Source organism: Curtobacterium sp. MCBD17_021 (genome assembly GCF_003234525.1).
Lineage (GTDB): Bacteria > Actinomycetota > Actinomycetes > Actinomycetales > Microbacteriaceae > Curtobacterium.
Genome location: NZ_QKTS01000002.1, coordinates 65,789 through 92,231 on the forward strand (window position 1 = coordinate 65,789; position 26,443 = coordinate 92,231).

At 69.8% G+C, this 26,443-nt stretch carries 28 protein-coding genes; 5 read left to right on the forward strand and 23 right to left on the reverse strand.

The annotated features are described in order from the left end of the window. Positions 1 to 4: 4 nt before the first annotated feature. Together DEI83_RS02205 and DEI83_RS02210 are read right to left on the reverse strand one after the other, a co-directional pair. The gene (locus DEI83_RS02205) at positions 5 to 1,018 is read right to left on the reverse strand and encodes a hypothetical protein (RefSeq protein ID WP_111080179.1); all 1,014 of its coding nucleotides are present in this window, start codon (positions 1,016 to 1,018) and stop codon (positions 5 to 7) included. Beyond that, positions 1,011 to 1,601 (reverse strand): hypothetical protein, encoded by a 591-nt coding sequence (locus DEI83_RS02210; RefSeq protein WP_146243212.1) that lies wholly within the window; start codon positions 1,599 to 1,601, stop codon positions 1,011 to 1,013. The genes DEI83_RS02205 and DEI83_RS02210 overlap by 8 nt, the downstream gene beginning before the upstream one ends. 277 nt (positions 1,602 to 1,878) lie before the next feature. Between DEI83_RS02210 and DEI83_RS16385 the strand changes: the two genes are divergently transcribed. Continuing rightward, the gene (locus tag DEI83_RS16385) at positions 1,879 to 2,394 is read left to right on the forward strand and encodes a helix-turn-helix domain-containing protein (RefSeq protein WP_111080181.1); all 516 of its coding nucleotides are present in this window, start codon (positions 1,879 to 1,881) and stop codon (positions 2,392 to 2,394) included. Positions 2,395 to 2,585: 191 nt separating this feature from the next. Here DEI83_RS16385 and DEI83_RS02220 read toward each other — a convergent pair whose 3' ends face one another. The 21 genes from DEI83_RS02220 to DEI83_RS02320 all read right to left on the reverse strand — a co-directional run bounded on the left by DEI83_RS02220 (position 2,586) and on the right by DEI83_RS02320 (position 22,866). Continuing rightward, positions 2,586 to 2,981 (reverse strand): hypothetical protein, encoded by a 396-nt coding sequence (locus DEI83_RS02220; RefSeq protein WP_146243213.1) that lies wholly within the window; start codon positions 2,979 to 2,981, stop codon positions 2,586 to 2,588. A gap of 59 nt (positions 2,982 to 3,040) precedes the next feature. Continuing rightward, positions 3,041 to 5,269 (reverse strand): hypothetical protein, encoded by a 2,229-nt coding sequence (locus DEI83_RS02225; RefSeq protein ID WP_111080183.1) that lies wholly within the window; start codon positions 5,267 to 5,269, stop codon positions 3,041 to 3,043. Next, positions 5,262 to 6,947 (reverse strand): hypothetical protein, encoded by a 1,686-nt coding sequence (locus DEI83_RS02230; protein ID WP_146243214.1) that lies wholly within the window; start codon positions 6,945 to 6,947, stop codon positions 5,262 to 5,264. The genes DEI83_RS02225 and DEI83_RS02230 overlap by 8 nt, the downstream gene beginning before the upstream one ends. 4 nt (positions 6,948 to 6,951) lie before the next feature. Further along, positions 6,952 to 8,214, reverse strand: coding sequence for a site-specific integrase (locus DEI83_RS02235; protein WP_181431037.1), 1,263 nt, complete (start codon positions 8,212 to 8,214; stop codon positions 6,952 to 6,954). A gap of 225 nt (positions 8,215 to 8,439) precedes the next feature. Continuing rightward, entirely contained in the window at positions 8,440 to 9,615 is a 1,176-nt protein-coding gene (locus DEI83_RS02240) for a flagellar hook protein FlgE (RefSeq protein WP_111080186.1), read from the reverse strand. Positions 9,616 to 9,657: 42 nt separating this feature from the next. Continuing rightward, positions 9,658 to 10,098 (reverse strand): flagellar hook assembly protein FlgD, encoded by a 441-nt coding sequence (locus tag DEI83_RS02245; RefSeq protein WP_111080187.1) that lies wholly within the window; start codon positions 10,096 to 10,098, stop codon positions 9,658 to 9,660. A 27-nt stretch (positions 10,099 to 10,125) separates the two neighbouring features. After that, positions 10,126 to 11,613, reverse strand: a complete 1,488-nt coding sequence (locus tag DEI83_RS02250; RefSeq protein ID WP_111080188.1) for a flagellar hook-length control protein FliK — start codon at positions 11,611 to 11,613, stop codon at positions 10,126 to 10,128. Continuing rightward, positions 11,610 to 12,368: a C40 family peptidase gene (locus DEI83_RS16320; RefSeq protein WP_111080189.1), complete on the reverse strand. Its 759-nt coding sequence runs from the start codon at positions 12,366 to 12,368 to the stop codon at positions 11,610 to 11,612. The genes DEI83_RS02250 and DEI83_RS16320 overlap by 4 nt, the downstream gene beginning before the upstream one ends. Further along, entirely contained in the window at positions 12,365 to 12,790 is a 426-nt protein-coding gene (locus tag DEI83_RS02260; protein WP_111080190.1) for a flagellar FliJ family protein, read from the reverse strand. The genes DEI83_RS16320 and DEI83_RS02260 overlap by 4 nt, the downstream gene beginning before the upstream one ends. Next, positions 12,790 to 14,133 carry a FliI/YscN family ATPase gene (locus DEI83_RS02265; protein WP_111080191.1) on the reverse strand — a complete coding sequence of 448 codons (1,344 nt, stop codon included), beginning with the start codon at positions 14,131 to 14,133 and terminating at the stop codon, positions 12,790 to 12,792. The genes DEI83_RS02260 and DEI83_RS02265 overlap by 1 nt, the downstream gene beginning before the upstream one ends. Further along, a complete protein-coding gene (locus DEI83_RS02270) occupies positions 14,130 to 14,759 on the reverse strand; it encodes a hypothetical protein (protein WP_111080192.1) in 630 nt (209 codons plus the stop codon). The genes DEI83_RS02265 and DEI83_RS02270 overlap by 4 nt, the downstream gene beginning before the upstream one ends. Continuing rightward, the gene (gene fliG / locus DEI83_RS02275) at positions 14,752 to 15,789 is read right to left on the reverse strand and encodes a flagellar motor switch protein FliG (RefSeq protein ID WP_111080193.1); all 1,038 of its coding nucleotides are present in this window, start codon (positions 15,787 to 15,789) and stop codon (positions 14,752 to 14,754) included. Before fliG ends, DEI83_RS02270 begins: the two co-directional genes overlap by 8 nt. Then, complete coding sequence (gene fliF, locus DEI83_RS02280) at positions 15,786 to 17,456, reverse strand: flagellar basal-body MS-ring/collar protein FliF (protein ID WP_111080194.1); 1,671 nt, start codon at positions 17,454 to 17,456, stop codon at positions 15,786 to 15,788. Before fliF ends, fliG begins: the two co-directional genes overlap by 4 nt. Then, on the reverse strand, positions 17,456 to 17,761 hold the full coding sequence (gene fliE, locus DEI83_RS02285; protein ID WP_111080195.1) for a flagellar hook-basal body complex protein FliE: 306 nt from the start codon (positions 17,759 to 17,761) through the stop codon (positions 17,456 to 17,458). Before fliE ends, fliF begins: the two co-directional genes overlap by 1 nt. Beyond that, positions 17,761 to 18,156: a flagellar basal body rod protein FlgC gene (locus tag DEI83_RS02290; protein WP_258371018.1), complete on the reverse strand. Its 396-nt coding sequence runs from the start codon at positions 18,154 to 18,156 to the stop codon at positions 17,761 to 17,763. The genes fliE and DEI83_RS02290 overlap by 1 nt, the downstream gene beginning before the upstream one ends. Next, positions 18,153 to 18,497 carry a flagellar basal body protein gene (locus DEI83_RS02295; protein ID WP_111080196.1) on the reverse strand — a complete coding sequence of 115 codons (345 nt, stop codon included), beginning with the start codon at positions 18,495 to 18,497 and terminating at the stop codon, positions 18,153 to 18,155. Before DEI83_RS02295 ends, DEI83_RS02290 begins: the two co-directional genes overlap by 4 nt. A 159-nt stretch (positions 18,498 to 18,656) precedes the next feature. Further along, positions 18,657 to 19,010 carry a hypothetical protein gene (locus tag DEI83_RS02300; RefSeq protein WP_111080197.1) on the reverse strand — a complete coding sequence of 118 codons (354 nt, stop codon included), beginning with the start codon at positions 19,008 to 19,010 and terminating at the stop codon, positions 18,657 to 18,659. Next, the gene (gene fliS / locus DEI83_RS02305) at positions 19,000 to 19,482 is read right to left on the reverse strand and encodes a flagellar export chaperone FliS (protein WP_111080198.1); all 483 of its coding nucleotides are present in this window, start codon (positions 19,480 to 19,482) and stop codon (positions 19,000 to 19,002) included. Before fliS ends, DEI83_RS02300 begins: the two co-directional genes overlap by 11 nt. Before the next feature lie 17 nt (positions 19,483 to 19,499). Beyond that, positions 19,500 to 20,903, reverse strand: a complete 1,404-nt coding sequence (gene fliD / locus DEI83_RS02310) for a flagellar filament capping protein FliD (RefSeq protein WP_111080199.1) — start codon at positions 20,901 to 20,903, stop codon at positions 19,500 to 19,502. A 122-nt stretch (positions 20,904 to 21,025) separates the two neighbouring features. Next, complete coding sequence (locus DEI83_RS02315; RefSeq protein WP_111051980.1) at positions 21,026 to 21,916, reverse strand: flagellin; 891 nt, start codon at positions 21,914 to 21,916, stop codon at positions 21,026 to 21,028. A 131-nt stretch (positions 21,917 to 22,047) separates the two neighbouring features. Next, positions 22,048 to 22,866 carry a sigma-70 family RNA polymerase sigma factor gene (locus DEI83_RS02320; protein WP_111051981.1) on the reverse strand — a complete coding sequence of 273 codons (819 nt, stop codon included), beginning with the start codon at positions 22,864 to 22,866 and terminating at the stop codon, positions 22,048 to 22,050. A gap of 370 nt (positions 22,867 to 23,236) precedes the next feature. Here DEI83_RS02320 and DEI83_RS02325 point away from each other — a divergent pair, with 370 nt between their 5' ends. The 4 genes from DEI83_RS02325 to fliW are packed head-to-tail and all read left to right on the forward strand — an operon-like array spanning position 23,237 to position 26,437. Next, the gene (locus DEI83_RS02325) at positions 23,237 to 23,722 is read left to right on the forward strand and encodes a flagellar protein FlgN (protein WP_111051982.1); all 486 of its coding nucleotides are present in this window, start codon (positions 23,237 to 23,239) and stop codon (positions 23,720 to 23,722) included. A gap of 2 nt (positions 23,723 to 23,724) precedes the next feature. Beyond that, on the forward strand, positions 23,725 to 25,161 hold the full coding sequence (flgK, locus tag DEI83_RS02330) for a flagellar hook-associated protein FlgK (protein ID WP_181431038.1): 1,437 nt from the start codon (positions 23,725 to 23,727) through the stop codon (positions 25,159 to 25,161). Positions 25,162 to 25,163: 2 nt separating this feature from the next. Further along, on the forward strand, positions 25,164 to 26,048 hold the full coding sequence (gene flgL / locus DEI83_RS02335; RefSeq protein ID WP_111080200.1) for a flagellar hook-associated protein FlgL: 885 nt from the start codon (positions 25,164 to 25,166) through the stop codon (positions 26,046 to 26,048). Further along, entirely contained in the window at positions 26,045 to 26,437 is a 393-nt protein-coding gene (fliW, locus tag DEI83_RS02340) for a flagellar assembly protein FliW (protein WP_111051984.1), read from the forward strand. The genes flgL and fliW overlap by 4 nt, the downstream gene beginning before the upstream one ends. Positions 26,438 to 26,443: the final 6 nt, after the last annotated feature.

Genomic DNA, 26,443 nt, shown 5'->3' on the forward strand with positions numbered 1-26,443 from the left:
CTTCTCAGCTGCCGGAGGGGTGCCAGCGGAGATCGTGCGCAAGGTCAGCCTGGAAGTGCAGCAGCTGCCGCAGCCCGTTCACCGCGTCGGTGTTCACGGCCACCCAGCTGTCTTCGTAGATGACGTGCGCGGTGATGAACTCATCCGTGCAACACCCCTCAGCGCCGGTGAGGATGGTGGTGTCCTGCGGGATGACGACCGACACCGTCGCCTCGTCCGCGGTTGCGGGCTCGTAGTCGAGTGCGGCCATGTCGGGGTGGTGGGCGAAGAACGCCGTCAGCCGGTTCGGGGGGACGAGGACGCCGGACTGCTGTGCCGCCCACCGGTCCGACGTCACCCCACCGAGTCCGATGAGCTGATCGGCTTGCTCGTCGATGGTGGTGTCGCGGCGCCAGCAGGTGCGGATCCCGCCGTAACCCGGATATGCCGCCAGTGCCCAGTCACACAGGGCGGCCCGGTCGGCTGCTTCCCACCCGATCGGAGTGTGGAAGACGTGCGTCCCGAGAGCAGGCATCGCGGCACGCACGTCCTCGAGCGGGATCCCGATGCGGTCCGCGATAGCGCGTGTGCCGCCGCCATGCAGGGCAATCGTGCGGGCGATCGCGAACACGGTCCGCCATCCCGGTGTCGCGTCCCGCTCCATCGACGACCCGTGAACCTGCCGGCCGTCGGCCCAGACGCGTTGCCGTTTCCCGTTCACGAACACCAGGTCCGGGTACCGGCGGGCGAGCGAGAGCACGCCGCCTTCCGACCCGCCGGGGATGACGATGAGGTCCTCGGTCCGCTCGGCCGGGGTGCCGTCGTCGTTGATGGTGGCGGTCGGGTTCGGGGTGGACAGGAACCCGGACCGGCCGTCCTCGAACCGGAGCCGGTCGAACGCCTCCACACGAGCGGGCATCCCCGCCGCCGCGAGAGCGACCAGCGTTTGGGTGATGTCGATCGTCCACCCGAGCCCGAACGGCAACGACAGGATCGTCTGCTGGTCCCGGATGTCCTGCACCCACCGCCGATCACCCATCAGCGCCGCTACTGTCTGGTTGCGACGGCCCGCGCGCGTCGCGGCCGGCGAGCCTCGGGTCGTCTTCGGAGAGCCGCTCGAGCCCGAGCCCGGACGCGTCGAGGATCGCGTTCTCGGACTCCTCGGTGGCGACGAACGACCCGATCTGCGCGTTGACCGCGACAAGCGTCCCTATCCGACTCCGCGCATCCAGCACCACCGCAGCGACCTCCTCAGCAGTGCAATCGGACGCGAGCTCCGGCTTCGAAGGGTGCAGGGCGGGGAACTCGAGCTGCTGCACCGGCGGATGCCACTTCACCCCGATGCGGAGCACCCGGCCGTCGGCGTCGTTGCGGTAGAACAGCGACCCGAACGGATGACCCATGTCCAGGGTGAGGTCCGCACCGTAGAGCGTCCAACCGGTAGCTGCATATGCCGGATCCCACCGCTCGACTGTGAGGGCGCCAAGGCCCATCTTGAGGCCCGGGATGAGGGCTTGGCCGTCTTGGACCTCGGCATAAAGGGCCTGGAGATCCGGAGGACGTTGGTCACGTAAAGCCGAAAAGGGGATGCGCTCGAATTGGTGCGCGGAGGCTTCATCCACTCCCGGAGTCATAGCCGCTCCCCCGCCCGAGTCTGTGTAACCTGGGCAGCCCCCGGGAGCGGCTCGACGCGAGCTACGGGCAGACCCTCTACGGTCAGCACCACATGCCCGTGACCATGCACGAGGAGCACCCACTCGACGGGGTGCGCGCCGAAATCCGTCGCGTCGACGTACCGCACCGGAGCTTCGCCCGCAGTGCCTTCCCACGTCATGACTCTCCCGCCGAGAGGACCAAGCCGATGCGGGCACGCCGAGGCCTGCTCGTTAGCGTGGCCGAATGAAGCGCGTTGGCGACGTCGAAGAAACGCCCGGGATCAACATCGCCGCCGCCGACAGTGAGTGTCAGGAGTGCCGCAGCACTCCACGGTCGACCTGCGGCTTGCACCACTTCCGGTGGGGTCTCTCGAGCGCCGTATCGAAGCATCGATGCGGAGCTCGCCCTGTTCGCAGCGCGTCTTGCCATATCCGACAAGATAGCGAACATTTGTTCACTGCGCTCTGCCAGTTTTCACGCCAGCGTCGGAGGGTGCCCGACCGAAGCGAGCCGAACCTCTCGGCACTCCGACTCGCTGTGCAGCAGGCGCGGCACGACGCGGGCCTGACTTGGGACGAACTCGCGGCGCGGTCAGGACTGCAGCGTAGGAGCGTCCAGTACCTCGCCTCGGGCGAACGAACCGGGTCACTGTCGGCGTGGTGGAAGCTTGCCCGCGGGCTCGGCGTCCGCTTCAGCGAGCTGATGGAGGCTCTCGACGCTACAGACTCGCAAGACGAAGCAGCCGTTGACGATCGATGACTGCTATCTCAGCTGGGACCGCAAGGGACCAGCTGAGGGCGACCAGTCGAGGATCCGAAGTAGCCATACATCGTCGGCCGATGCAGCTGAGCGTCGGTTCGACCGAGTACGCCGGTCTAGCGCGGCGCCTAGCGTAGGTCCGTTGCTTTGCCCGTGCTCGTTCTGCGGTGCGCTTCGCCTTGTGACGTCGTTCAGTCGAGCGCCCTGATGGGTCGGACGCGGTGGCCATGATCGGCTGCCCACTGTTCCTCGACCTCCACCGTCCGTTGATGCAAGGCAAGGGCGTAGCGCCGGATTTGGTCCAATTCGGAGTCGCGAGCTGCCAACTCTGCGCGGAGCGCCGCGATGGTTGCGTTACGGGAGGCGACCTCAGCCTGGAGGGCATTAGGGTCGATTGCCCGCACGCCGACATCGTCCATCTTCCTCAAGTGCGCAGGTATATGAACCATGAGAGTTTCGAGGAGTTCGTTGTAGTGCTTATGCGCGCTGCCATGGGAGTACTGCCCAGTACGAGCCATCCCAGCTTTCGAGAGCGCCGCACCGCGGCTGGCCATCATCACACTGGCAAGGAGCGCTTTCAGCGGCACGGGGAGGGGGTCATCTTCGGTAAGGAGGCGATCAAGGATGGTCGCTAGGTCTTGACTCCTCAAGCTGGCACCGCATTCCGTGCTGCAGCTGCGTACCGACCGGGTAAGTCGGTCAGCACGATCTCGATGAGGTCTGAGTCATCAAGCACCGCAAACTCCGGCTGCAGCGCAGGCATATCTGCCTCGATTTTCCTCTTCGCCCGTTCGAAAATGCCGCCCTTGCCGGCGTGGCCGCGTCGAACGAGCTCCTCCCGCGCGCGTTGCCCGCGCGTCATTGCCGAGTTTCGACACTTCCCAGGACGACACAGTCGAAAGTTCGCCTCGTGGACGCTACCGCAAAGGCCGCCCGGGCCGAAAATGCAGATGGTGAACGTGCCAACGGTGACGTTGGGGTTGTTGGCGGCAATCTTCACAAGCTGCTTCCCCGTCACCGGTGAGTTGACGAGCTCGTACGCTTCTGCCTGCTCGAGGACCGCGTCCAGGCGGCCGGTCCCCGCCCCGCCCACAACATCGCTGAGACCCGCGGCAGTCGCGTTCGCGTCTGCGGCCACGTCGAGGAGGGTCTGCCCAACGAGTACCTGCCTGACTTCTTCGATCGCATCAGGGTCGGCGATGTACACGCTGTTCGGGAGGTGCCCGTAATACCCCTCGGCCACGGTGCGGCTCGACCAGTGCGCTTGAGCCGACGCGAGTGCGTCACCCCAGGGCTGGCTTGCGTACGCTTCGATACCGGTGATGCGGATGGTCCGGTGGGACAACCACGTGGGGAGTTCCGGGAAGGCAGCGATCAAGCCTCTTTCGCCGAGGAAGTTGCCGGTGCTCTCGAAGCGGCGTAACCACTCGCGTTCGAGCACTAGCGTGTCCTTTCCGGAGTTGGCCCCGAGGCCGAGGCCGGGATGAAGCAAGATCTCTCGTTGAGTCACGGGGTGCAGGCGAGGCTCGAGGTGCAGCGCTTTTTTGAGCCGTTGAATGATGCCCACAGCACGCATGACGTCCTCACCGACCACCCAGGACGCCGGTATTGGCTCGCCAACATTCTTGACGAGATACCCGCGCATCCTGGTGACCGGAACGTCGATGTCGCCTGCTTCGTAGGTGCCTTCGCGGAGGCAGTCATCGGGCAGCGCAGCGAGTTCGCGGTCGCGAACGGTCGTCAGGAGTGCGATGACGTAGGCACACGCATAGGCGAGCGTGGATACCCAGTGGTCGAGGCCGAAGCCGTACCGTGTTGCGACCAGCGCGTCCGTCCATTGCCGTTCCGATCCGTCGAGCGCCGTGACTTGGCGGATGGGGAGGTTGAAGCCATCCTCGTGGCGCGACACACCTCGTCGGTCACACAGGTCCTTCCAGACGGCTACGGCGTCGCCCACTGGGTTCTTCAACGACTGGTTGGAGGCGCCAGCCAGCTTCACGAACGTTGCCCACGAGGGGCGCAGGCCGGTTGTGTCGCCGCGCAGCCCGACGGTCGCGGGCAGCGCGCGTCCTGTTGCATTCCACTCGTCAAGGAGGTCAATAACCGCCGCGATCTGGTCCTGTCGGGGTGCGTGGCTGCGGTCGGGCACGACCGCGAGGTGCTCAACGCGTGCAAGTATGTCTTCTGCGCAGTTGTCAATGATCCAGAGGCAGAGCCCCAGGAGTGGGCCGCAGAGTTGCGGTTCGGGCCGGTCGACGTTGAGGTCGCGTGCAGGTACGGCGAACACTTTCTCGACTGCCTCGCCTCCGAACGGTCGACCACCGAACATGTCGGGGACACGAAGGAGACCGCGGACAGTCCACAGTGCGTTGAGGGGACGAGCGTATGTCGCATTGGTTTTCGAGCTGACTCGGGAGTCCCGGTCGCGGAGACTCTGCGCCACCGCTTTCCAGTCGAGGGGCCCGAGTTTTGTGCCTCTCGCGTCGACGATCGGCAGGGTTACCGTGAAGGTGTAGAGGTAGGCGACCGCGCTCATCATCGAGATCGGTAGCGAGGCGGCCGTGGCGAGCGCCAATGGCGCTTGTGTGTCGAGCCTGCTGAGGCCTGATCGGGCAAGGCTGGGATTCAGTCGGAGTAGGACCCAGTCTTTGATGATGGTCCGCCATCGGATCGGCACGAGCCGGAAATCGAGCTCGGTGACATTCTGGTTTGTGAGCGGGTAACCTTCGATCACCCAGCGATCGTCGCCGTAGCGGATAGGCTGCCGTATTTGAATGCCTTTGGGAATCAGGCTCCTGACGTCAGTGTCGGGCTCGAGCGACGGTCTGGTGCCCTGAACCGAAAGGGTGCTGAGGCGTGCGCGGGTATCAGGCATTTGATCGTGTCTCCGAGTAGGCGCAGGCCACGAGGAGGCGGCCGGTGTCAATCGCAATCGGCAAAGCGGATTCGACGAGGTGTTGTGGAAACTGATCAAGGCTCTTCTGCGCCAGGACGTTCAGCTTCGCCGCTTCCCCGTCCAACCATTCCGCGGGATCGTACTTGCGAATGTTTTCGGTGAATTGCACCGCGCCGATGAGTCCGGGAATTACCTCAGGCGTGCGGAACCCCTTTGGGCACGTGAAGCAGCCCACGGGACCTAGCCCGCATGGGAGATCTTGGTCATCCGGTGCTTGGCCGTTAGTGATGCAGGCAGCAACGCCGACATCCATGATTGCTTCCGCAGAGCCAATCGTATCGGCCGCTGCTTCTTCGGCGGCCGTAAGGGGCTCCGCCCGCTTGCCTTCAGCGAGTCCCGCGATCCGGCCGCGCCATTGTTCGGCGACAGCGGCTTGCGTTTGGAGCAGGAGCGGCACCGTAATGACGTCGGGGACAGCGTCTGCCGAGTACACCCGTTTCATAGCGGTGCTATGGCCGATAACGTCTTGCCCTTCGCGGCGCGCTCGGAGCAACGCAGCTTTCCGTGTCTTCTGGAAGCTGATGCTCGGCGGCAGGAGCTGATCAGGTTTATCCGCCCGCAGTAACGTCCGCTTCCACCAAGAATTGACACTACCGGAGTCAATCGTTTTCTCGCCTCGGGAGCGCACGAAGAGCAGACGGTCGAAATCGTCGGAATGCCGCCGGAGGTGCCGGTCAACTCGCGTCGCTGCTGTGAGGAATTCGAGCAAGCCGAGGTAGCTGAAGAGACCCCTGGCCGGGGCGGGTGTGCGCAGCAGTTCCTTGTTCCGCGCCTTCACACCAGTGGCGAATCCCGCACCACTGTTCGATCGTTCGACTGAATCGGAGGTGTATGAGCGCATAACCGACAGGTTCGGGCCCTTGTTGTCGACGAGCGAAAGGAGGATCATCGCCGGTACCAGGTCATCGATGGTGACGAAGAAGCTGCTTCGTGAGTAGTTTTCTGCTCTGATCAGAATCTCAGCGGGAACCGACAGCCAGTCTTTTCGCTGCTCGCCAAGCGCCGCAGCGACGGCAGCGCGGTGTCGGGTGTACCAGGCGGCGACGAACGGTTTTACGAAAGCTTCGATCGCATCCGCAACGGACGGTTCGTAGCCGACTCGCTTGTAGACGTCCGTTCTTAGTCGACCCGCGTTCAGCACTTCCTCGAAAGTATCCCCGTCACACCGGATGAGCGGGAAGCTGTCCGCGAGGAAACTACGCAGGTTGCGCTGCGGACCCCCTTGCTGGCTTACCGCCAGCACCGCCTCCCACACCATCTCGGTTGTCAGGCGCGGCGACGACAAATCATGGATATCGTGTTGCTCTTCAAGCTTCTGCAGAAAGATGGAGCAGTAGTAAACATGGTTTGCAAAAGTTTCCGAGGATGTCCATGTTCCGCCATTGATCGTCAGTTTCTTCTGCAAGGCCAAGGTGAGCTGCGCGGCAGCGACCGATGAGCCGACCGGCTCGATGCGTCGGCTTGTCGACTCGCCGCGAATATCGACAACGAAGGCCCCTTTTGCGTCGATTTCCGCTCGTGTGACGAAATTGACGTGAACTCCGCGCGCATCGCTGCGTGACCGCCGTCCGTTGTTTGACTCCTTCCCAAGCCTCACGAGGTCAACTCCTTCGCCCGAGCAGGTCGTCGATTGTGTACCTCAAGGCTATGATTCCAACTTGTTGTACGTATAACGCCGTTGTTGCCGCGTCGATATGTCCGAGTCCAACGCTGGCCATCTTGACTGCGCTCTCGATACTGACGCGATGGGGCCGCCCGTGGAGGTCAACGCCGTCACTCGTCGGGATTCCGAGGTAGAACAGCGCGGCGAGGTGCGTGGCGTATGTCGCGCGGAGATCATGAGTGTGCACGTGTGGGAACGCTTCACCGCGGCTCATGGCGTCTTCCTCGGCCATGATCGATATGTCTCCGGTGATCTCGCGCGCGGTCGCGAGTTTCAGGGGTCGTCCGTCGTGGGCGGTGAGGAAGATCATCGCAGGTTCACCATTCGGTTTCACAAGGCGCCGCCGAATCTCGGCACTCATGGTGTTGAAGGGCCGCGGTATCCCATCGATGTCGACGATGCCCCAAAAACGCCCGGTGGGCTCGTCCGCGATAGTGATCGGGTCGGCCGGGCGCCATTTCGCAATCTGGAACCGCCGCGCGCCGCGCTCGGGGCTGATAAATTCGCGCACGACATCCAGTCGGCGGCGGAAAACCGGGAGAATTACTGCCCGATTCGCTTTTGTGAGCGCGGCGGGCAGATGCATGCTGATGAGGTCACCCTCATCGCGCCGTCCACTCGCTCGTGTTGGCGCAGGGGGAATCTCGTAGGTGGTGAGGTGAGTCAGCATCTTTGCGCGTCCACCGCAGGCTGCCCCGAGTGCGATAAAGGCGGCGTCGCGCATTCCGGTATATGTGCCGTTCGGTGCGCGATTCGCGCCGTACTTGATGGCAGCTGCCATGAGTTCGTCGACTTGCGGCGGCTCGAGCGGCGTTGCGGCAGCGCTTGCAGCTGCAATCCCGCGTCCTTCACGCATGGACGACACCACTCCGCGCGGACTCTTCAGGAGGTCGATCGTGATCGGGAGTGAAACGTCACGTTCGTCGTGGAGCCACTCATAGAACTGCTTGATTGCGGTTCTGTCGTTCGCGAGGGTATTTCCGGAGACACGTCCGCGTCCTTCAATTCGGCTCAGCAAGTAGTCGCGGATCTGCTGATTGGTCGCACCACGCAGCGAGGTGTTTCGTTCTGTCAGCCATCGGAGCAGGTGGCGGAGGCTCTGCGCTCGTGTGACCGGCGTCGCGGTCTGATGGGGGCGGAAGGATCGGGCTGCGATGTGGCGGAGCCATGCCGAGGCGTCGGGTTCTATCTGCCCGTCCACGGTGAGAACCGGCGCCTCGCGAGGTTCAACCTGGAGGGGGTCGACACCCAGGACACGACGAACGGTCGCGTCATCCCAGGCGCCCCCGTTATGCAACCCCACTCGCGTCATTGCTGGCCTCTCGACGGACACAGTATGTACCCGCGCGCGACGCCAGAGATAGGGCCGCCCCCGCACTTCTGCGAGGACGGCCCCAGACACGAGACAGCAGGGTTTCCCGCAAATTCAGCGCTTCAGGTTGGTGAGCTCCTGCAGCACCTCGTCCGAGGTGGTGATGATGCGCGCGTTCGCCTGGAACCCGCGCTGGGCCACGATGAGGTTCGTGAACTCCTGCGACAGGTCGACGTTCGACATCTCGAGCGTGCCCGACGCCAGGGTGCCGACACCGGCGGACCCGGCGACGGCGACGGTCGCCTCCCCCGAGTTCGCCGTCGCACGGTAGCCCGACGCGCCGGTCTTCTCGAGGCCGGCCGGGTTCGCGAACGTCGCCAGGGCGATCCGACCGATGGCGAGCGACGCGCCGTTGGAGAACGACCCGAGCACGGTTCCGTCCTTGGAGATGGAGTAGCTCTGCAGCGCCCCGGCAGCCTGACCGTTCTGCGACGAGATCGACGCGGTGTTGAGGCCCGCGAAGCCGGAGAGGTCCCGCATGTCGACCGCGATCCCACCGACGCGGAGGGTGGCTCCGCTGGCGATCTTCCCGTCGGCAGCGAACGTGATCGCACCGGTCGCGGAGGCGCCCTGGCCGTTCGACGCCACGACGGACCAACCGGCGTTCGTCTTCGTGTACGCGAGGGACAGGGTGTGCTTGGCGCCGCCCTGGTCGTACACGGTGGCGTCGCGGGTGATCGTGACGCCGACGGCGGTCTCGGCGGGGAGGTTGCCGGTGACGCCCGCGGCGGTCGTGACGGTCGCGGGCGCGGCGGTGTCGATCGGCAACCGGATGTCTGTCATCTGCCCGCCGTCGTCGACGACGCCGTTCGTGGCCGAGTAGCCCTGCACGATCTTGCCGTCGGCGGTGACGAGGCGGCCGTCGGCGTCGAAGTCGAACGCTCCGGCGCGGCTGTACACCGTGTCGTTGCCGAGACGGGTGACGAAGAAGCCGTCGCCCGAGATCATCAGGTCGGTCGCCTTGCCGGTGGCCTGGGCGGAGCCCTGCGCGAAGTTCGTCGAGACACCGGCGACCTGCACACCGAGGCCGATCTGGGCGGGGTTCGTGCCGCCGACGCCGGTCTGCGGCCCGCCGGCGCCCTGCGTCATCTGCGAGAGGGTGTCCTGGAACACGGTGGTCGAGGTCTTGTACCCGACGGTGTTCACGTTGGCGATGTTGTTGCCGGTGACGTCGAGCATCTGCTGGTGCGAGCGGAGGCCGGAGATGCCGGAGTAGAGCGAGCGGAGCATGGTGCGTCCCTTCGTGGACGAGGAGCGGAGGAGGAGGGAGGGTCAGGAACCGGAGGTGGTGGAGATACCGGAGATCACGTCGAGATCGACCTCCTTCCCGTTCACGGTCACGGTCGGCACGCTCTCGGCGTAGGACACCGCGGTCGCGGTCCCGGTGACGGCCTTGCCCGAGGTGGCGTCGGTGTAGCTGACCTGCTTCCCGACGAGGTTCGCGGCGGCCATGCGCATCTGCAGCGAGAAGCCCTCGTTGGCCGTCGTGGTCTGGTTGGTGATCTGCTCCATCATCGCGAGCTGCGTCTGCTGGCTGATCATCTGGTTCGTGTCCATCGGCGACGACGGGTCCTGGTTGCGGAGCTGCGTCACGAGGAGCTTCATGAAGACCTCGGAGTCCATCGTCTGCGACCGCGACGACGCCGCGTTCGCGGCGAGGGCGGCGGCCTGGGCAGCGGGGTCCACGGACCCGGTGATCCCGTCGAGTGGCATGGTTGCGTTCCTTGTCGTGGTGGCCGGTCAGGCGAGGACGTCGAGTCCCGCGGTGCGGACGGTGGTCGAGGCGGACGGCTGCTCGGTGGCGGTGACGGGTCGGGCCTCCCGGCCGGGCAGACCGGCGTCGCCGCGGACGGCGTCCGCACGAGCGCCCTGGCGGCCGTCCCGCGGGCCGCCGTCCGCCGGCTCGCCGCTCGGCCGGTTCTGGGCGGACAGGTCGAGGGTCGTGCCACCGGCGGCGTCGCGACGGAGGTCCGGCAGGATCTGCCGCACCGCGTCGCGCCCCGCGTCGGAGGCGGCGAACAGCTCGACGTGCATCCCGTGCCCGCCGACGTGAGCGCGGACGGTGACCGGGCCGAGGGCGTCGGGGCTGAGCTGGACGGTCACGACGTGCTCGCCGGGCCCGGCGGCGGCGAGTGAGAACAGCGGGCGCGCGAGCTGCTGGGTGAGCGGCTGCGCCGTCGGTGCGCTGCCGTCCGGCGCGGCGGACGGGGCCGCGGTGGCCGCGGTGGTGTTCGTCGCGGCGGCCGCGGGCACGGCCAGCACGGTGGGTGCGTCCTGCGCCGTCACGACCGGGAGGCCCGGCCCGCTCTGGTCGATCGCCGTCCCCGAGGGTCCGTGGACGGGCGGGGCGGTGCCGGCCGTCCCGGTCGTCGGCGTGGCTCCGGTCACCGGCAGCGCGGGAGTGCGGCCGGCGTCGGCGGTGTGTGCTGCCGGCAGCCCGGAGCCGACGGGTGACGCCGGTGCGCCGACCGCACCACCGGTGGCAGTCCGAGTGGCCTCCTCCTGCGTCACGGCCGAGGCGGTGCCGGCGGTCGGCTCCGTCGCTCGGGCGGTGGCGCCTCCGAGGACGGGGACGGTCGACGCTCCGGCGGCGGACACCGGCCCCGGAGCCGTGACCGAGGCGGTGGGACCCGCGGCGGCACCGCCGGACGGCTCGGCCGGGGTCGCCGTGGGGGTGCCGTCGTCGGCGCGCGTCGAGCTCCCGGTGACGCCCGAGCCCTCGTCGGTGCCCGGACCAGCGTGGAGGCCGTCGCCCGCGTGCGCTGCCGGACCGGTCTCCGTGGTGGTCGACGTCGCTCCCCCGACGGTGGTCCAGGATCCCTGCAGGCCCGGTGTCGCCTCGGTCGTCGTCGCGCCCGGGCCCGTGACGGCAGCGACGACCAGGGTCGCGTCGACGGCAGCGGGGTCGGGATCGACGAGCGTCGCGGGGTCGCCCTCCGCCGGCGTCTCGACAGCCGAGGGGCCGCCGGTTGACGTCCGGCCAGCCGGTTGCTCGACCACCGAGCCGAGCAGGGACCGGGCCACCGCCGCCGCGGTCGGGTCGGCTCCGGGGTCGCTGACGCGAGTGGGCGCGGCGGGCGTGCCCGTCGGCAGGAGCGCGGTGGCGGCGGACAGCGCCGCACCGAACCCGGTGGGGCCGCTGTCCACCGCGACGGGACCACCCGCCGGGCCGCGGTTCGCGTCGACGCTCCGCGGGGTGCCGGACGGCGGCGCGGTGACGGCGTTCACGCGGCGCTCCCGGCGGCGAGCAGCGACTTGAGTGCCGCGGTCTGCAGGTCGGTCGTGCTCGTCGCGCCCGCTGCACCGACGGTCGAGGCGACCTTCGTGGCGGCGGTGGCTGCCGCCTCCTGGGCGGAGGGCACGATGCGGCGGATGGTGGCGATGTCGCCCTCCGAGTACCAGTTGTCGACGATCCGGACGTCCTTGCCGGGGCGGGGTGCGTGCAGCACCTTGCCGTCACCGAGGTAGATGACGATGTGTCCTTCGCCCTTCGGGATGATGAGGTCGCCGGGCTGCGCCTGCGCGAGCGAGGGCACGGCGACGCCCATGTCGGCCTGGTCCGGCACGACGCGGGGCATCGTGACGCCGAGGTCCTTGAACACCGTCTGCACCAGGCCGGAGCAGTCCATGCCGGCTCGGGTCTCGCCACCGAACACGTACGGGACGCCGAGGTACTTCTTCGCGGCCGCGACGACGTCGTCCCCGGTCGCGCCGCTGCCCGTCGCGATCGTGCCGCGGCCGGCGTCGACGGAGGTCGCGGGGGTCGCGAACGCCGACGGACCGGCGCCGGCCGCCGCCGCGGTCGCGGCCGTCGCGGACGAGGCACCGGTCCCGGTCGCGGTCGCCAGTGCGTCGGCGAAGGCGGCGGACGACGGTGACGACGTGGCCGGACCCGCCGCGGTCGAGGCGGTCGAGCGCCCCTGTAGCGTGTCGATCTGGCTGCGGATCTCGCTGATCCGCGACAGCACGGCGTCGATGCTCATCGGTGTCCCCCCTCGGTGCGACGTCGCGCGGCGATCTCGTCGAGCGCGGTCTGTTCGGTGCGCAGGTCCTCGGCGGCGACACGGGTCGCGTGCTGCCCCTCGAGCTTCTCCAGCCCGAGGGCGGAGCGGCGTGCGGCGTTGTAGGTGTCCTGGGCGCGCTCGGCGTCGGCGCGACGGGAGCGGACGACGGCGTCGAGCTCCTCGAGCATGCCCCTGGTCGCGGCGCGAGCCGATGCGACGGCGCTGAGGGTCGCGGCGTCGGAGATCGTCCGGGGCTCGTCGTCGAGGGTCCGGCGGGCTGCCATCCGGGCGTCGGCGGCGTCGCGCACCCGACCGTTCGCGTCGGCGAGGGACGCTGCGGCGCGGTCCTGTTCGGCGTGCCGCAGGCGGAGGAGCCCGGCGAGCGGGAAGCGGCGCTGCATCAGGAGACACCTCCCGCGACACCGAGGGTGCGGACGAGTCCGGCCAGACGCTCCCACGAGCCCGTGGCCGTGACCCGCTCGGCCATGCCCTGCCGGAGGAAGGCGTCGATCGCGTCCTGGTGGTCCACCGCGGCGTCGACGAGCGGGTTCGTGCCCCGCTGGTAGGCACCGACGTCGAGCAGGTCCTGCGCACTCCGACGCGCCGCCATCACCTTCCGCAGGGTCGTCGCGACGGCCCGCTGCTCGGGCGTCGTCACCTTCGAGGCCACGCGCGAGATCGACCCGAGCGCGTCGACGGAGGGGAAGTGACCGGTCACCGCGAGCTTGCGGTCGAGGACGACGTGCCCGTCGAGGATGCTGCGCGCGGCGTCGGCGATCGGTTCGTTGTGGTCGTCACCGTCCACGAGCACGGTGTAGAGCCCGGTGACGCTGCCGACCCGGTCCGTCCCGGCGCGTTCGAGCAGCCCGGCGAGCACCGAGAACGTCGACGGCGGGTAACCCCGGGTGGCCGGGGGTTCCCCGACGGACAGCCCGATCTCGCGCTGCGCCATCGCGACGCGGGTGAGCGAGTCCATCATGAGGACGACGTCCTGGCCGGCGTCGCGGAACGACTCGGCGATGCGCGTGGCGACGAACGCCGCACGCAGGCGCATGAGGGCCGGCTCGTCGGACGTCGACACGACGACGATCGACCGCGCGAGCCCCTCCGCGCCGAGGTCGTCCTCGAGGAACTCGCGCACCTCGCGCCCGCGCTCACCGACGAGGGCGATGACGTTCACGGCCGCGTCGCTCCCCCGCGCGATCATCGACAGCAGCGAGGACTTGCCGACGCCGGAACCCGCGAAGAGCCCCATGCGCTGCCCGCGGCCGACGGTCGTGAGCGTGTCGAGCACCCGGACACCGAGCTGCAGCGGCGTGTCGATGCGGGTGCGTGCCATCGCGTTCGGGGTGTCGTGATCGAGCGGCACCCAGGACTCGGCGGCGAGCGGCCCACGGTCGTCGATCGGTCGGCCGAGTCCGTCGAGCACACGCCCGAACAGGCCGGTACCGGTCGGGACGAGCACGGGCTGCCCGGTGGACCGTGCCGGGGTCCCCGCGGTGATGCCGGTGAGTCGTCCGAGGGGCATGCAGCGCACACCGGACGCGTCGGTCGCGACGACCTCGACGGCGGTCTGCTCGGCACCCTCGGCGCCGACCGTGACGACCTCGCCGACGCGGGCATCGAGCCCGGCGATCGTCAGTCCGAGACCGACCGCGCTCGTCACGGTGCCGACGCGCTGGGGGCGCGCCGCGGCGACCGCGGCGTCGAGGCCGCGCGGCCGGAGCAGGGTCGCCGCCGTCACCGGAGGCCTCCCAGCGCGGTACGGGCACGGTCGAGGGCGGCACCGATGCGCGCGTCGAGGATCCCGTCCGGCAGGTCGACGACGGCGTCGCCGTCGCGCAGTGCCGGGTCGGCGACCACCGGGACCGGCAGTGGCAGTCCGTCGAGCACGTCGGCGTCGCCCGGGCTGAGCCGCACCGCCGTCGCCACGGCACCGTCGACGGCGGCGAGGGCGCGGCGGACGGTCTCCTCGGCGGACGCGGCGCGACGCCCCGACGGCCCCGGCCCGTCGCCGTCCGGACGGGAGGCCCGGATCGCCGACCCCACGACGGCCTCGGCCAGGTCGACGGCCGCGCGGGCGACCGACTCCTCGGCGGCGGCGAGCACCGGCGCGACCCTGGCCTGCAGCGCAGCCGCCGCACGGTCGAGGACGGCGATCCGCTCGGCGACGACGGCGTCGAGGGCCGCGGCCCTGGCTTCGTGCTCAGCTGTCATCCGGGCCCGGAGCGCGTCGGTCTCGACCTGCGCGGCCCGGAGTCCGGCGGCGTACCCGGCGGCGTGCCCGCGGACGTCGGCGCTCGCGGCGCGACGGGTGAGCGCTGCGTCCGTGATGACCGGGAACGCGACCGGGGCGAAACGGTCAGTCAACGAGCTCGTCCTCCTCGGCGCGGTGGACCGTGATGACGCCCTGGGCCTCGAGTTCGCGGACGGACCGGACGACCTCGGCGCGGGCCTCCTCGACCTGCGACACCCGGACCGGGCCCATCGACTGCAGCTCGTCGTCCAGCAGCTCGCGGTTGCGCTCGGACACGTTCGCGCGGATCGTCTCGACGACCGGGGCGGACGCGCCCTTCATGGCGGTCGCGAGGATCTTCGAGTCGATGCCGCGGAGCACCTGCTGGATGTCGCGCGACTCGAGCTTGACGATGTCCTCGAAGGTGAGCATCCGCGAACGGATGTCCTCGGCGAGTTCCGGGTCACGGGCCTCCAGGCCGTCGAGCACGGCCTTCTCGGTGGCGACGTCCGAGCGGTTGATGATCTCGACCAGCGGTGCGATACCGCCGACGACCTCGACGCTCTCGCGCGGCGAGACGACGGCACCGGCACGCGCACGGAGCACGCCCGCGACGATGCCGACCGACTCCGGGGTGGCGGTGCCCATCGTGGCGAAGGCCTGCGCGACGTCGGTGCGGACGCGCTCGTCGACGCCGGCGAGGACCGCGCTGGCCTGGGCCGGCTTGAGGTGCGCGAGCACGAGGGCGATCGTCTGGGGCAGCTCGCCCTCGAGCAGGGCGATCACCTGGCCGGGCTCGGCGTCGTCGAGGAACTCGAACGACTGACCGGCCAGGTTCGACGCGAGCCGGTCCATCACGCCCGCAGCGCGCTCGGCGCCGAAGGACGCCTCGAGCAGCCCGAGTGCGGTCTCCTTGCCACCCCGGCGGCTGGTGCGACCGGTGCGGGTGAGGCGGTGGAACTCGCCGAGGGTGCGGTCGACGGTCTCGTCGTCGACCCGGCGCATCCGGACGATCTCGGCGGAGATCTCCTCGGCTTCGAGCTCGGAGAACTGCTTCATCACCTCGGCTGCGCGCTCGGTCTCCATCTGCATGAGGATGAGCGCCACCTTCTGCGCACCCGTCAGCTGACGGTCGGTGCCGGGCGCGGGGACGACGGCGCTCACACGGACGCCCGGTCGTCGAGCAGCCCGCGGAGGAGCTCGGCCGTGCGCTTCGGGTCACGCTCGGCGAGGGCGGCGATGTCCTGACGGCGACGTTCGGCGGTGATCTCGTCGGTGGTGAGGACCTCGGTCGGGGCGTCCTCGACCGGCAGGGCCTGCAGCGCCACGGTGGGCGCGTCGCCGGCGTCGAGCCCGCTGCGGTGCTCGGCCGGTTCGACCGCGAGGGGCAGCTGGAAGGCATCACCGAACGCGTCGAGTTCGCCGATGTCGACCTGTTCGCGCTGCTGTCGGCGGCTCCGGCGGGCGAGGAACACCATCAGGGCGACGAGGGCCAGGACGATGCCGACCACGATGCCGGCGGTGCGGATCGCCGACCACAGGGCCTCCTGCTCCTCCGCCTGCTGCTGGGCCTCGAGCGCCTTCGCCGCGTCGTCGGCGGCGCTCGTGTCGAAGTCCATCACCGCGACCTTCACCTGGTCGCCGCGGGCGGCGTCGACCCCGGCTGCGTTCGCGACGAGGTCGTTGATGCTCTGCAGGTTGACGCCCTGCACGGACTCGGCCTTCGAGTTGAGCGCGACCGAGATGGTCTGGCGGTCCATCGCCCCGGCGGGGATCTGGGTCGTCTCGGTGGTCTTGTCGACGGCGTTGTTCTTCGTCGCGGACTCGTTCTGGTACCCGTCGTCCATGCCGGCCGCGCCGTCGGCGGTGCCGTTCGGGACGGCGATGTTGTCGGGTCCGAGCACGCCCGTGGCGTTCGCGCCGGCACCGGCGCCCGCGCCGTACTCCTCCTTGGTGGAGGACTCGTTGAGCGCCACCGGACCGGTCGTCGGCGTCGTGTAGGACTCGGTCGTGCGGGTGCCGGAGTTGTCGCTCATCGTGGCGGCCACCACGACGCTGGCGTTGCCCGCACCGAGCGTGGTGTCGAGCAGGTCCTGGATCTTCTTGCTCGTGGCGGCGTCGTAGTCGGCGGCCTGGTCGGTGCCCGAGCCGGTGGCGCCGGTGCCGACGGCGGACAGGGTCTGCCCCTTCTGGTCGACGACGGAGACGTCGGTCGGCTGCATGCCCTCGACGGCGGCGCTGGTCAGGTGCACGATCGCCTGGACCTGGTCGGACCCGAGCTGTGCGCCGTTCTTCGTGGCGACGAACACCGACGCCGTCGGGTCCTCCTCCTCGTCCACGAACACGGACTTCTCCGGGATCGCGAGCTGCACGCTGGCGGTCTGCACGCCGTCCATCGCCGAGATCGTCTTCGCGAGTTCGCCCTCGATGGCGCGCTTGTAGGTGACGTCCTGCTGGAACTCCGAGCTCGTCACGCCCATGTCGTCGAGCAGCGAGTAGCCGCCCTCGTTCGACGACGGCAGCCCGTTCGACGCGGCCTTGAGTCGTTCGCCGTACACCTTCGCCTGCGGCACGAGGATCGTCGCGCCACCGTCGGTGAGCTGGTACGGGACGCCGTCGGTCGTCAGCTGGTCGGTGATCGAGCTGGCGTCCGCCGCGGCGAGCCCGGTGAACAGCGGCGCGTAGGACGGCTTGCCGAGCCAGGACGCGAGCGCGACGCCCCCGAGCACGAGGGCGGCCACACCGATGATCGCGATGGTCCGCTGCGCGGCGGTGAACCCCTTGACGTACGCGCCGAGTCGGCCGAGCACGCCCTGCACCCCGGCGGGCATCAGGCCTGCATCCGCATGATCTCGTTGAACGCGTCGACGCCCTTGTTGCGGACGGCGGCGACGAGTTCGAGGGTGACCTGCGCACGGGTGGACGCGATCGTGGCGTCGTGGATGTCCTCGAGGTTCCCGGTGACGGCCTTGAGCGCGAGCGTCTTCGAGTCGCTCTGCAGCTGCTGCAGGCCGTCGACGGCGGAGCCGAGGCTCGCGGCGAAGGCGTCGCCGCTGTCGCTCGTGGTGCCGGACGCACGGGTCACGGCGTTCGTCATCGCGTTGGTGGTCACACCGTTCACGGCGTCGATGGGCATCAGTTCTTCCCGATCTGCAGTGCCGCCTCGTAGGCGGTCTTGGCACGGTCGACCACAGCGGCGTTCGCCTGGTAGCCGCGCTGGGCCATGATGAGGTCCGCCATCTGCGTGCCGAGGTCGATGTCCGGCATGCGGACGTACCCTTCGGCGTTCGCGAGCGGGTTGTCCGGGTCGTAGGTCACGCGACCGGCGGCGCTGCCGAACGCGGCGCCCTTGACGTAGGCGCCGGAGACGCCGTTGCCCTCCTGGACCTCCACGTACCGGGCCTGGAACGCGGCGTCGTCCATCGACCGGACGGTGTTGACGTTCGCGATGTTGTCCGAGATCGCGTCGAGCCACTTCCGGTGCACGGTCATGCCGGTGCTCGCGATGCCGATCGCGTCGAACGTAGTCACGAGTTGGTCCGCATCGCCGTGCGGAGGCTGGTGGCCTCGCCGCCGACGGCCTGCGTGGCGAACTGGTACCGGAGCACGGTGTCGACGTTCGAGAGCGTCTCCTCGTCGAGGTTGACGTTGTTCCCGTTCGTGTTCGTCGGCTCGAGGCTCCGGGCGACGGACGGCGCGGTGTGGCCGTCCCCGTCGACGATGCTCTGCGCGAGCGCGTCCTCGAACCGGACCTTCTGCGCCCGGTACCCGGTCGTGTTGATGTTCGCGATGTTGTCCGCGATCACACGCTGGCGCATCGAGAGGCCGTCGAGCGCGCTCTGCAGCGCAGCCGACGTCACGGAGTCGAACACGGAGGGGTCCCCTCGTCGGGCGTCGTCACGAGGGACGTCGCCGAAGCGGTGGTGGCCGATCCGTGGCCGGTTGTCGAGCGATCCGTGCTCGTGGTGGCCTATCGGCGGGGCCGACGAGCCGTGTAAGCCGTCGCCCCGAACGGGGGGCCGACGGGTGCGTCAGGCGCTGGCGTCCAAGTAGACGGAGCCGGACGGCAGGCGCGTGGCGTCGACGGCGCGGAGCGCGCCGAGGTGGTCGAGGGTGGTCCGGCGGGCGTCCTCGACGGCGGAGATGCGGTCGCGCTGTGCGGCGAGCAGCCGGGAGGCCCGACCCACCAGGTCGCGCGGGACCGGTCCCAGCCCGGTCGGCTCGGTCCACGGCTCGTCGGCGTCGTCGCCGTCGAGCGACGACTCGAGGGCGTCGAGCACCGCTTCCCAGCGGGCGTGCGATCCGTCGCCTGCGGCCGGCGGGCCCGCGTCGATCGGACCCGCGTCGAGCGGACCCGCGTCGTGGGGGCCGGGCTCAGGCGACACCGAGGGCCCCGCCGGCGGTGTGCTGCGGCGCGGCCGGGGTCGCCGGCAGCGAAGCGGCAGCGTCGTGCCAGGCCTGCCGGAGCGGCTCGAGGATCCGGATGCAGTCACGCGTCGCCTGGACGTCGCGGTGCACGTTCGCGGTGATGAGCGAGGTCGACGCGTAGTTGTAGAGCGCGAGCAGTCCCTCGCCGCCGTCCCACACGTCGACCTTCAGCGTGGAGGACAGCTCCCCCACGATCGCCTGCGCGTGCATCAGCTGGTCTCGGGCGGTGTCCCAGTCGGACGCCACCTGCGCGGTCTCGGCGCGGTGCAGGTCGAGCAGCAGCCGGTCGTAGAGCATCGTGACGAGCTGGGCCGGGGTGGCCGACAGGACGGCTTCGTTCGTGTACTGGGCGCGACGCTGCTCGGTCATCGAGCGCGGTGCCGCTGCCTGGCGGAAGGCGGCCGCACCGCTGAGGTCGTAGGCGTTCATGTCGGTTCTCCTGCGGCTCAGTTCGCGGACATCGACGCGAGCTGCCCGGCGAGCCAGCTCGACTGAGACTGCAGCTTGCTGAGGCTCGTCTCGAGCGCCGCGTACTGGTTCTGCAGCGTCGCCCGACGCATCGTCAGGCGGTCGGTCCACGATTCGATCTGCGTGGTGAGGTCCTTGACCACGGACTGCTTGCCGGTGATCGCGGTGGTGATGGAGCCGGTGTACTTGTCGCTGGCTGCGGTTGCGGCGTCCGCCACGGTCTTCGCCACACCCGAGAGCATGCTCTGGGTCCCGGCGGGGTCGGCGGCGAGGGCCTTCTGGAAGGCGTCGGCGTCGAACTCGAAGTCGCCGTCCTTCGTGATGACGATGCCGATCGAGGACGGGGACTTCCCGTGGACCGGGGTCGACATCGCGGACGTCAGACGCTGCACCGCGGACCGTGTGGTGCCGTCACCGAGCAGGACGCCGGCGGTGGTGCTGGTCGTCCCGCTCGTGGGGCTGGTGGTGCTCGTGACACCGGTGTTCGACGCGTAGTAGGACGTGACGGCGTTCAACGCGTCGACGAGCCCGGACGCGACCGCCTGCGCCTTGGCGGAGTCCCGCGCCACGGTGACCGTGACCGGGTCGGTCGAGGCCTTCGAGACGGTGACACTGACGCCGGGCAGCAGGTCGGCGAAGGCGTTCGTGGCGCTCGTCACGGTCTGGGCCGCGGCGGTGCCGGCCCACAGCGTGACGGACGCGTCGGACGCCCGCGTCACGACGGCCGCGCCGGTCTCGGCGAGGATGTCCGTCGCGGTCCCGGCCGCGACGTCGGCAGCCGTCCCCCGGTGCAGGGTGAAGCCGTTGGCCGCTCCGGTCGCGGTGCTGCTCAGCTGCAGCCGGTAGAGCTTCGTGCCGGCGGCGTCGGTCCCGGCGGCGACCTTCGTCGCGGTGACCCCGGCAGCGGAGGCGTTGATCGCCGACACGGTGTCGTCGAGCGACCCGGTCTTCGGCGTCACCGTCGTGGTCGTGCCGTCGGGCTTCGTGAACGTCAGCGGCGACGCGGTGTCCCCCCAGGACGACATCGCGGCGGTGACGCCCACCTGTGCGGCGGCGGTCTGGCCGACCGTGAACGAGACCGACCCGGGTGCGGCGGTCGCGCCCGTGGAGACGGTGGCGTTCGTGGCGCTCGACGACGCCGTGTAGACGTCGAGGGAGTCCGCCTTCGCGGCGGCCGAGGCCTTCGTCGCGAGGGACTGCACGAGCGAGTTGATCGTCTGCAACGACGAGATGAACGAGTTGGTCGTGGTGACCTTCGCCTTGAGCAGGTTCTGCGGGACCTGCTCGATGCTCATCAGCGAGTTGATGAGGTCCGAGGTCTTCAGACCGGAGACCAGACCGTCGATCGCGAGCGAGGTGCCCGTCGCGGACGTGGTGGACATCGCGGGCTCCCCGGCGGTCGTCGGATCGTGGTGGTGGCGGACCGACCGCGGTCAGTCCGAGGGGGTGGGCGCCACCACCGAGGAGCACCCGAACGGCTCCTCGGTGGTGGCGACCGATGCGACTAGCGGAGCAGCGACAGGACGCCCTGCGTGCTCTGGTTCGCCTGCGCGAGCATCGACGTGCCGGCCTGGCTGAGGATGTTGTCGCGCGTGTACTTCACCATCTCCTGCGCCATGTCGACGTCGGTGATGCGGGACTGCGCCGCGGTGAGGTTCTCCTTGGCCACGTTCGTCACGTTGATGGCGTGGTCGAAGCGGTTCTGGATGGCACCGATGTTCGAGCGAGCCTCGGACACGTTCTTGATCTCGGCGTCGATCGCCGCGATCGAGAGCTGCGCGTTCGCGTTCGTGTCGAACTTGAGCGCTGCATCGTCAGCACCCGCAGCGGACTCGTCGACCGTGAGGCGCGTCGCCATCGACTTGACGTTCGCCTTGGAGAGGTCGACCTCGATCTTGCTCGAGTCGTCACCGTTGGCGCCAACCTGGAAGGTCAGCGTGCCGGTGCCCGTGTCGGCAGCCGTCGTCGACGCCTTGCCGTCGAGCAGCTTGATGCCGTTGAAGTTCGTCGAGTCCGCGATGCGGCCGAGCTCCTTCTGGAGCTGCCCGACCTCGGTCTTGATGGCTTCACGCGACGTCTCGTTGTTCGAGTCGTTGCCAGCCTGGACGGCCAGGTCGCGCATGCGCTGGAGGATCGAGTGGGTCTCGGTGAGGCCACCTTCAGCGGTCTGCACGACGGAGATGCCGTCCTGCGCGTTGCGGGCGGCGACCGTGAGGCCACCGACCTGCGACTTGAGCCCCTCGGAGATCGTCAGGCCCGAAGCGTCGTCGGCGGCGCGGTTGATGCGGAGACCGGTCGAGAGCTTCTCGAGGGACTTCGACAGGTCGTTCTGCGTCGCGTTGAGGTTCCGGTACGTGTTGAGTGCCGAGAGGTTGGTGTTGATGGACATACCCATGGTGTGTTCCTCCGTGAAACTGGGCCGATCGTCAGCCCGTCCGTGGGCTGACAAGTGCTCCTCTCGGCCGGTCGGCCGGAGGCGTTAGACGATCCGTCGGACGATTTCCCGCTCGTCGGACCGCCGGACGGTCAACTCGCCGCGACCCGACCGATCGGTGCGGCGTCCTGCACCGCGCGGGCGACCCCGGCGGCGGCGTTCGTGGCGACACGGGCGAGGTAGGCGCTCCGTCGTGCCGCCGTGGTGCGCGAGGCGGGCTCGGGAGCGGCCCCGTCGTCGCCGTAGTGCGCAGCCAGGCCGTCGCGGAGCAGTCGCATCGCCTCGGACCGCTGCTGCGAGACGGCGGAGTGCGTGATGCCGAGCTCGGTGGCGACGTCGGTGACGGTGCGGTCTCCGAAGTAGACGGCCTCGACGATGAGCCGCATGCGGTCCGGCAGCGCCAGGACGGCGGCGCGGAGGTACCGACGCTTCTCGGCCTCGAGCAGGTCCTCGCCCGGCAGCGGCAGGTCGGCGGCGATCGTGTCGTGCACGGTCTCGTCGATCGGGGTGATCGTCCGTGCCGCGTCGCTGAGCGCGTCCACCGCCGTCTGCCGGTCGACGCCCATCGCGTCGGCGATCTCCTGCGGGGTGACGCTCCGGCCGAGACCCGCGGAGAGGGCCTCCTGTGTGGCGAGCGTCTCGCGGATGCGCTTGCGCGTGCCGCGGCTGGCCCAGTCGCCGGCGCGCAGGTCGTCGGCGATCGCGCCGGTGATCCGGGTCCGGGCGTAGGCGCCGAACGGCACACCGAGGGTCGGGTCGAACGCGTCGGCCGCCTGCACGAGGGCCACGGAGCCGACCTGCGCGAGGTCGTCGCGGCTGAGGTGGGTCGCGCGTGCGCAGGTCTCGGCGACGATGTAGCCGACGAGCGGCAGGTGCTCGACGATCATCGCGTTGCGTGCGTTCCGGTCCATGGTGTTCCCCTGGTCGTCCTGGTTCGGCTGACCCGTCCGTGGGCATGACGAGCACCGGCGTCGGGACCGCCGGAGTACGTCGAAGAACCGCGGGGATCCGTCCTCGCGGTGCACCCGCGCCCTGGGCGCGACCTGGAGGTTGTCCCCCGGTGCTGCTTCCGAACCTATCGGCTGCGCAGGGGCTGAACGAGGGTCTGTCCGTACCCAGTGCGGGGGTGAGGGGCTTGGACCGCAGTCCGCCGTTCTGCGGACCCGGAGCGGCGGTGTCCCCCGATCGGAGGACCGGGGCCGCCGTGCTTACGCCGGGGTCTCCCGGGTCGATAACCCCTGGAGACCGCAACGGGCGGTCGACCGATCCCGGAGGGGGCTGATGAGCGTGAACGACCTGTCCGCCGTCCTGTGGCGTGAACGCGAGCTGCTCGAGTTGCTCACGTTCAAGCTCGAGGAGGAGCAGCTCATCCTCGCCGCCGGGCGTTCCCGCTGGGTGTCGCACGCCAGCCGCGAGGTCGAGCAGGTCCTCGACCGCCTCCGCACGACCGGTCTCGAGCGCAGCGCCCAGAGCGCCGCCGTCGCCGAGGAGTGGGGCGTCTCCTCGGACGCACCGCTGCGCGAGGTCGTCGCCGCCGCACCGTCCGGACCCTGGAGCGAGATCCTCGCCTCCCACCTCGCCGCCATGCTCGAGCTGACCACCCGGATCGGCGCACTGCGCGACGAGAACGACCGCTTCCTCCGCATCGCCGCGCAGGCCACGCAGGAGACGCTCGCGGGGACCGTCGCCGACGCGGACACGTACGACGCGACCGGGTCCTCCGGCGCGAACCCGGACGGCGCCCGCCTGTTCGACGGGAACCTGTGACCATGGTGAGCACCTTCGGATCGCTGCAGACCGCTTACTCGGGACTCGCGGCAGCCCGCGCCGGACTCGACGTCACCGGGCAGAACATCGCGAACGCGGGGACGACCGGTTACACCCGACAGCGCATCGTGCAGAGCGAGGTCGGCGCACCGGCACAGACGGGCTTCCTCCGCGGCACCGCTGCCCTCGCGGGACAGGGTGTCTCGGTCGACGCCATCGCCCGGCTCGCGACCGCGACCCTCGACACCCGCGTGCGGTTCTCCGCCGGTGCCGCGGCGTACGCCGACACCCGAGCGACCGCCCTCGACCAGCTCGAGACCGGTCTGCACGAGCCGGGCGCCGACGGGCTCGCGGCGAAGCTCGACGGCCTCTGGTCCGCCTGGAGCGACCTCGCGACCCACATCGACGACCCGGGCGCCGCCAGCGCGCTGCTCGGTGCCGCGAAGACCGTCGCCACCGCGCTGTCCGCCGGCTCGGCGAGCGTCGACGCGCAGTGGTCCGCGACGCGGTCGACCGTCGCCACGCAGGTCACGCAGCTCAACGACGCAGCGGTACAGGTCGCCGACCTCAACGGCCAGATCCGGTCGACGGTCGCTTCGGGCGGCAACGCGAACGAACTGCTCGACCGACGCGACCAGCTCACCGAGTCGATCGCGACGCTGACCGGCGCCGCCGTCCGGGACAACGGTGACGGGACGGTCGACGTCGTCCTCGGCGGGAACGCGCTGGTACAGGGAACCTCGGCGCGTGCCGTCGCCATCACCGGTGGCGGCACCCTCGCGGACGTGCGCGCTGGATCGGGTGGACCGTCCCTGACCTGGCTCGGCGGTTCCGGCGGTCCGGTGGCGCTCGACGGCGGGTCGATCGCTGGCGGCTTGTCGCTGCTCGCGCCGGCGAACGGTTCGCGGACCGGTGGCGCCCTCGCCGAGGCCGCCGCCGCGTACGACGCCGTCGCCACCGACGTCGCGACGTCGGTGAACGCCCTGCACACCACGGGCACGACCCCCACGGGCGCGACCGGCGCCCCGTTCTTCGCCCTCGCCGCCGGTGTCCCCGCGGCCCAGGGACTGTCCGTCGTCCCGACGGATGCGAGTGGGCTGGCCACCCGGAGCGCCACCGGCCAGTTCGACGCGTCTGTGCTGACGGCCATCGCGGCCGTCGGCACCCGTGCCGGCGGCCCCGACACCACCTGGGCGACCTTCGTGACGGGCGTGGGCAGCGCCTCCCGGACGGCCACGTCGGAGGCGACGCTCACCGGGCTCGCCCTGACCAACGCGCGCACGCAACAGCAGTCGAGCGCCGGCGTGGACATGGACGAGGAGAACGTCTCCCTGCTGGCGTACCAGCACGCCTACCAGGGCGCGGCGCGCGTCCTCACCGCCGTCGACGAGATGCTCGACACCATCATCAACCGCCTCGGCCTCGTCGGGAGGAGCTGACCGTGATCACCCGTGTGACCACCCAGATGACCATGGCCGCCGCGCAGTCGCGGCTGCAGGCCGGAGCCGCGAAGGTCGCCGACCTGACCGACCAGGCGACGACGCTTAAGGCGATCCGCAAGCCGTCCGACGACCCCGCCGGCACCGCGACCGCGATGCAGGTGCGCAAGGAGCAGGCGCAGGCCGCCCAGCACGCCCGGAACGCGGACGACGCCGTCGGCTGGCTCGCCACGACGGACAGCACCCTCGCCGACGTGTCGAACGTGCTCGGCAAGGTCCGGGACCTCACCGTGCAGGCCGCCAACGACGCGACGCTGAACCCGGCGGCGCGCGACGCGTTCGTCAAGGAGCTGCAGGGGCTCAAGGCCGATTTGCTCAGCTCGGCGAACACGAAGTACGGCACCCGCTCGGTCTTCGCCGGGTCCTCCCCCGCCGCGGCCGCGTACGCGCCGGACACCACCTGGGCCGGCTCGTCGGCCACGAGCGTCACCCGCACGGTCGGCACCGGGGACGAGGTCCGCGTCGACACCGACGGCAGCGCCGTCTTCGGGACCGGCGACGGCTCGGTCTTCGCGCTCCTCGACGACATCGTCGCCGACCTGCAGGCAGGGACGAACGTGAACCCGAGACTCAACGAGATCGATGCAGCGCAGACCGCCGTCCGCGGAGCACAGGCGGACGTCGGCGTCCGGCACGCAGCGGCGCTCTCCGCGCAGGACGCCCTGAAGACGCTGTCCACCACGCTCGAGGGACGTCGCTCCGGCGTCGAGGACAAGGCGCTCGCGCAGGCCGTCCTCGACCTGCAGGTCCAGAGCACCAACTACCAGGCAGCCCTCGCCGTCACCGCGAAGGTCCTGCAGCCGACCCTGATGGACTACCTCCGATGAACATCGACCTCACCTTCCCCGTCGCCCCGTTCGGCCTCGAGCCGCTGCGGTCCTTCGCGCTCGTCCCCGTCGACGGCGCCGACGGCCTGTTCACGCTGGTGGGCACCGGCACGACGGACTCCGGTGTCACCGACCCCCGCCTGTACCTGCTCGACGCCGCCGTGCACCTGCCCGACTACGCACCCGTGCTCGCGGACGACCAGGCCGAGCGCATCGGCCTCGAGCGCGCGGAAGAGGCCATGCTCCTCGTCGTCGCCAACCCGGACGCGGCCGGCACCACCGTCAACCTGCTCGCCCCGGTCGTCGTCAACGCCCGCACCGGCGTCGGCGCGCAGTTCATCCTCGAGGACCAGGACCTGCCGATCCGGGCGGAACTCGCGCACAGCTGACCCTCC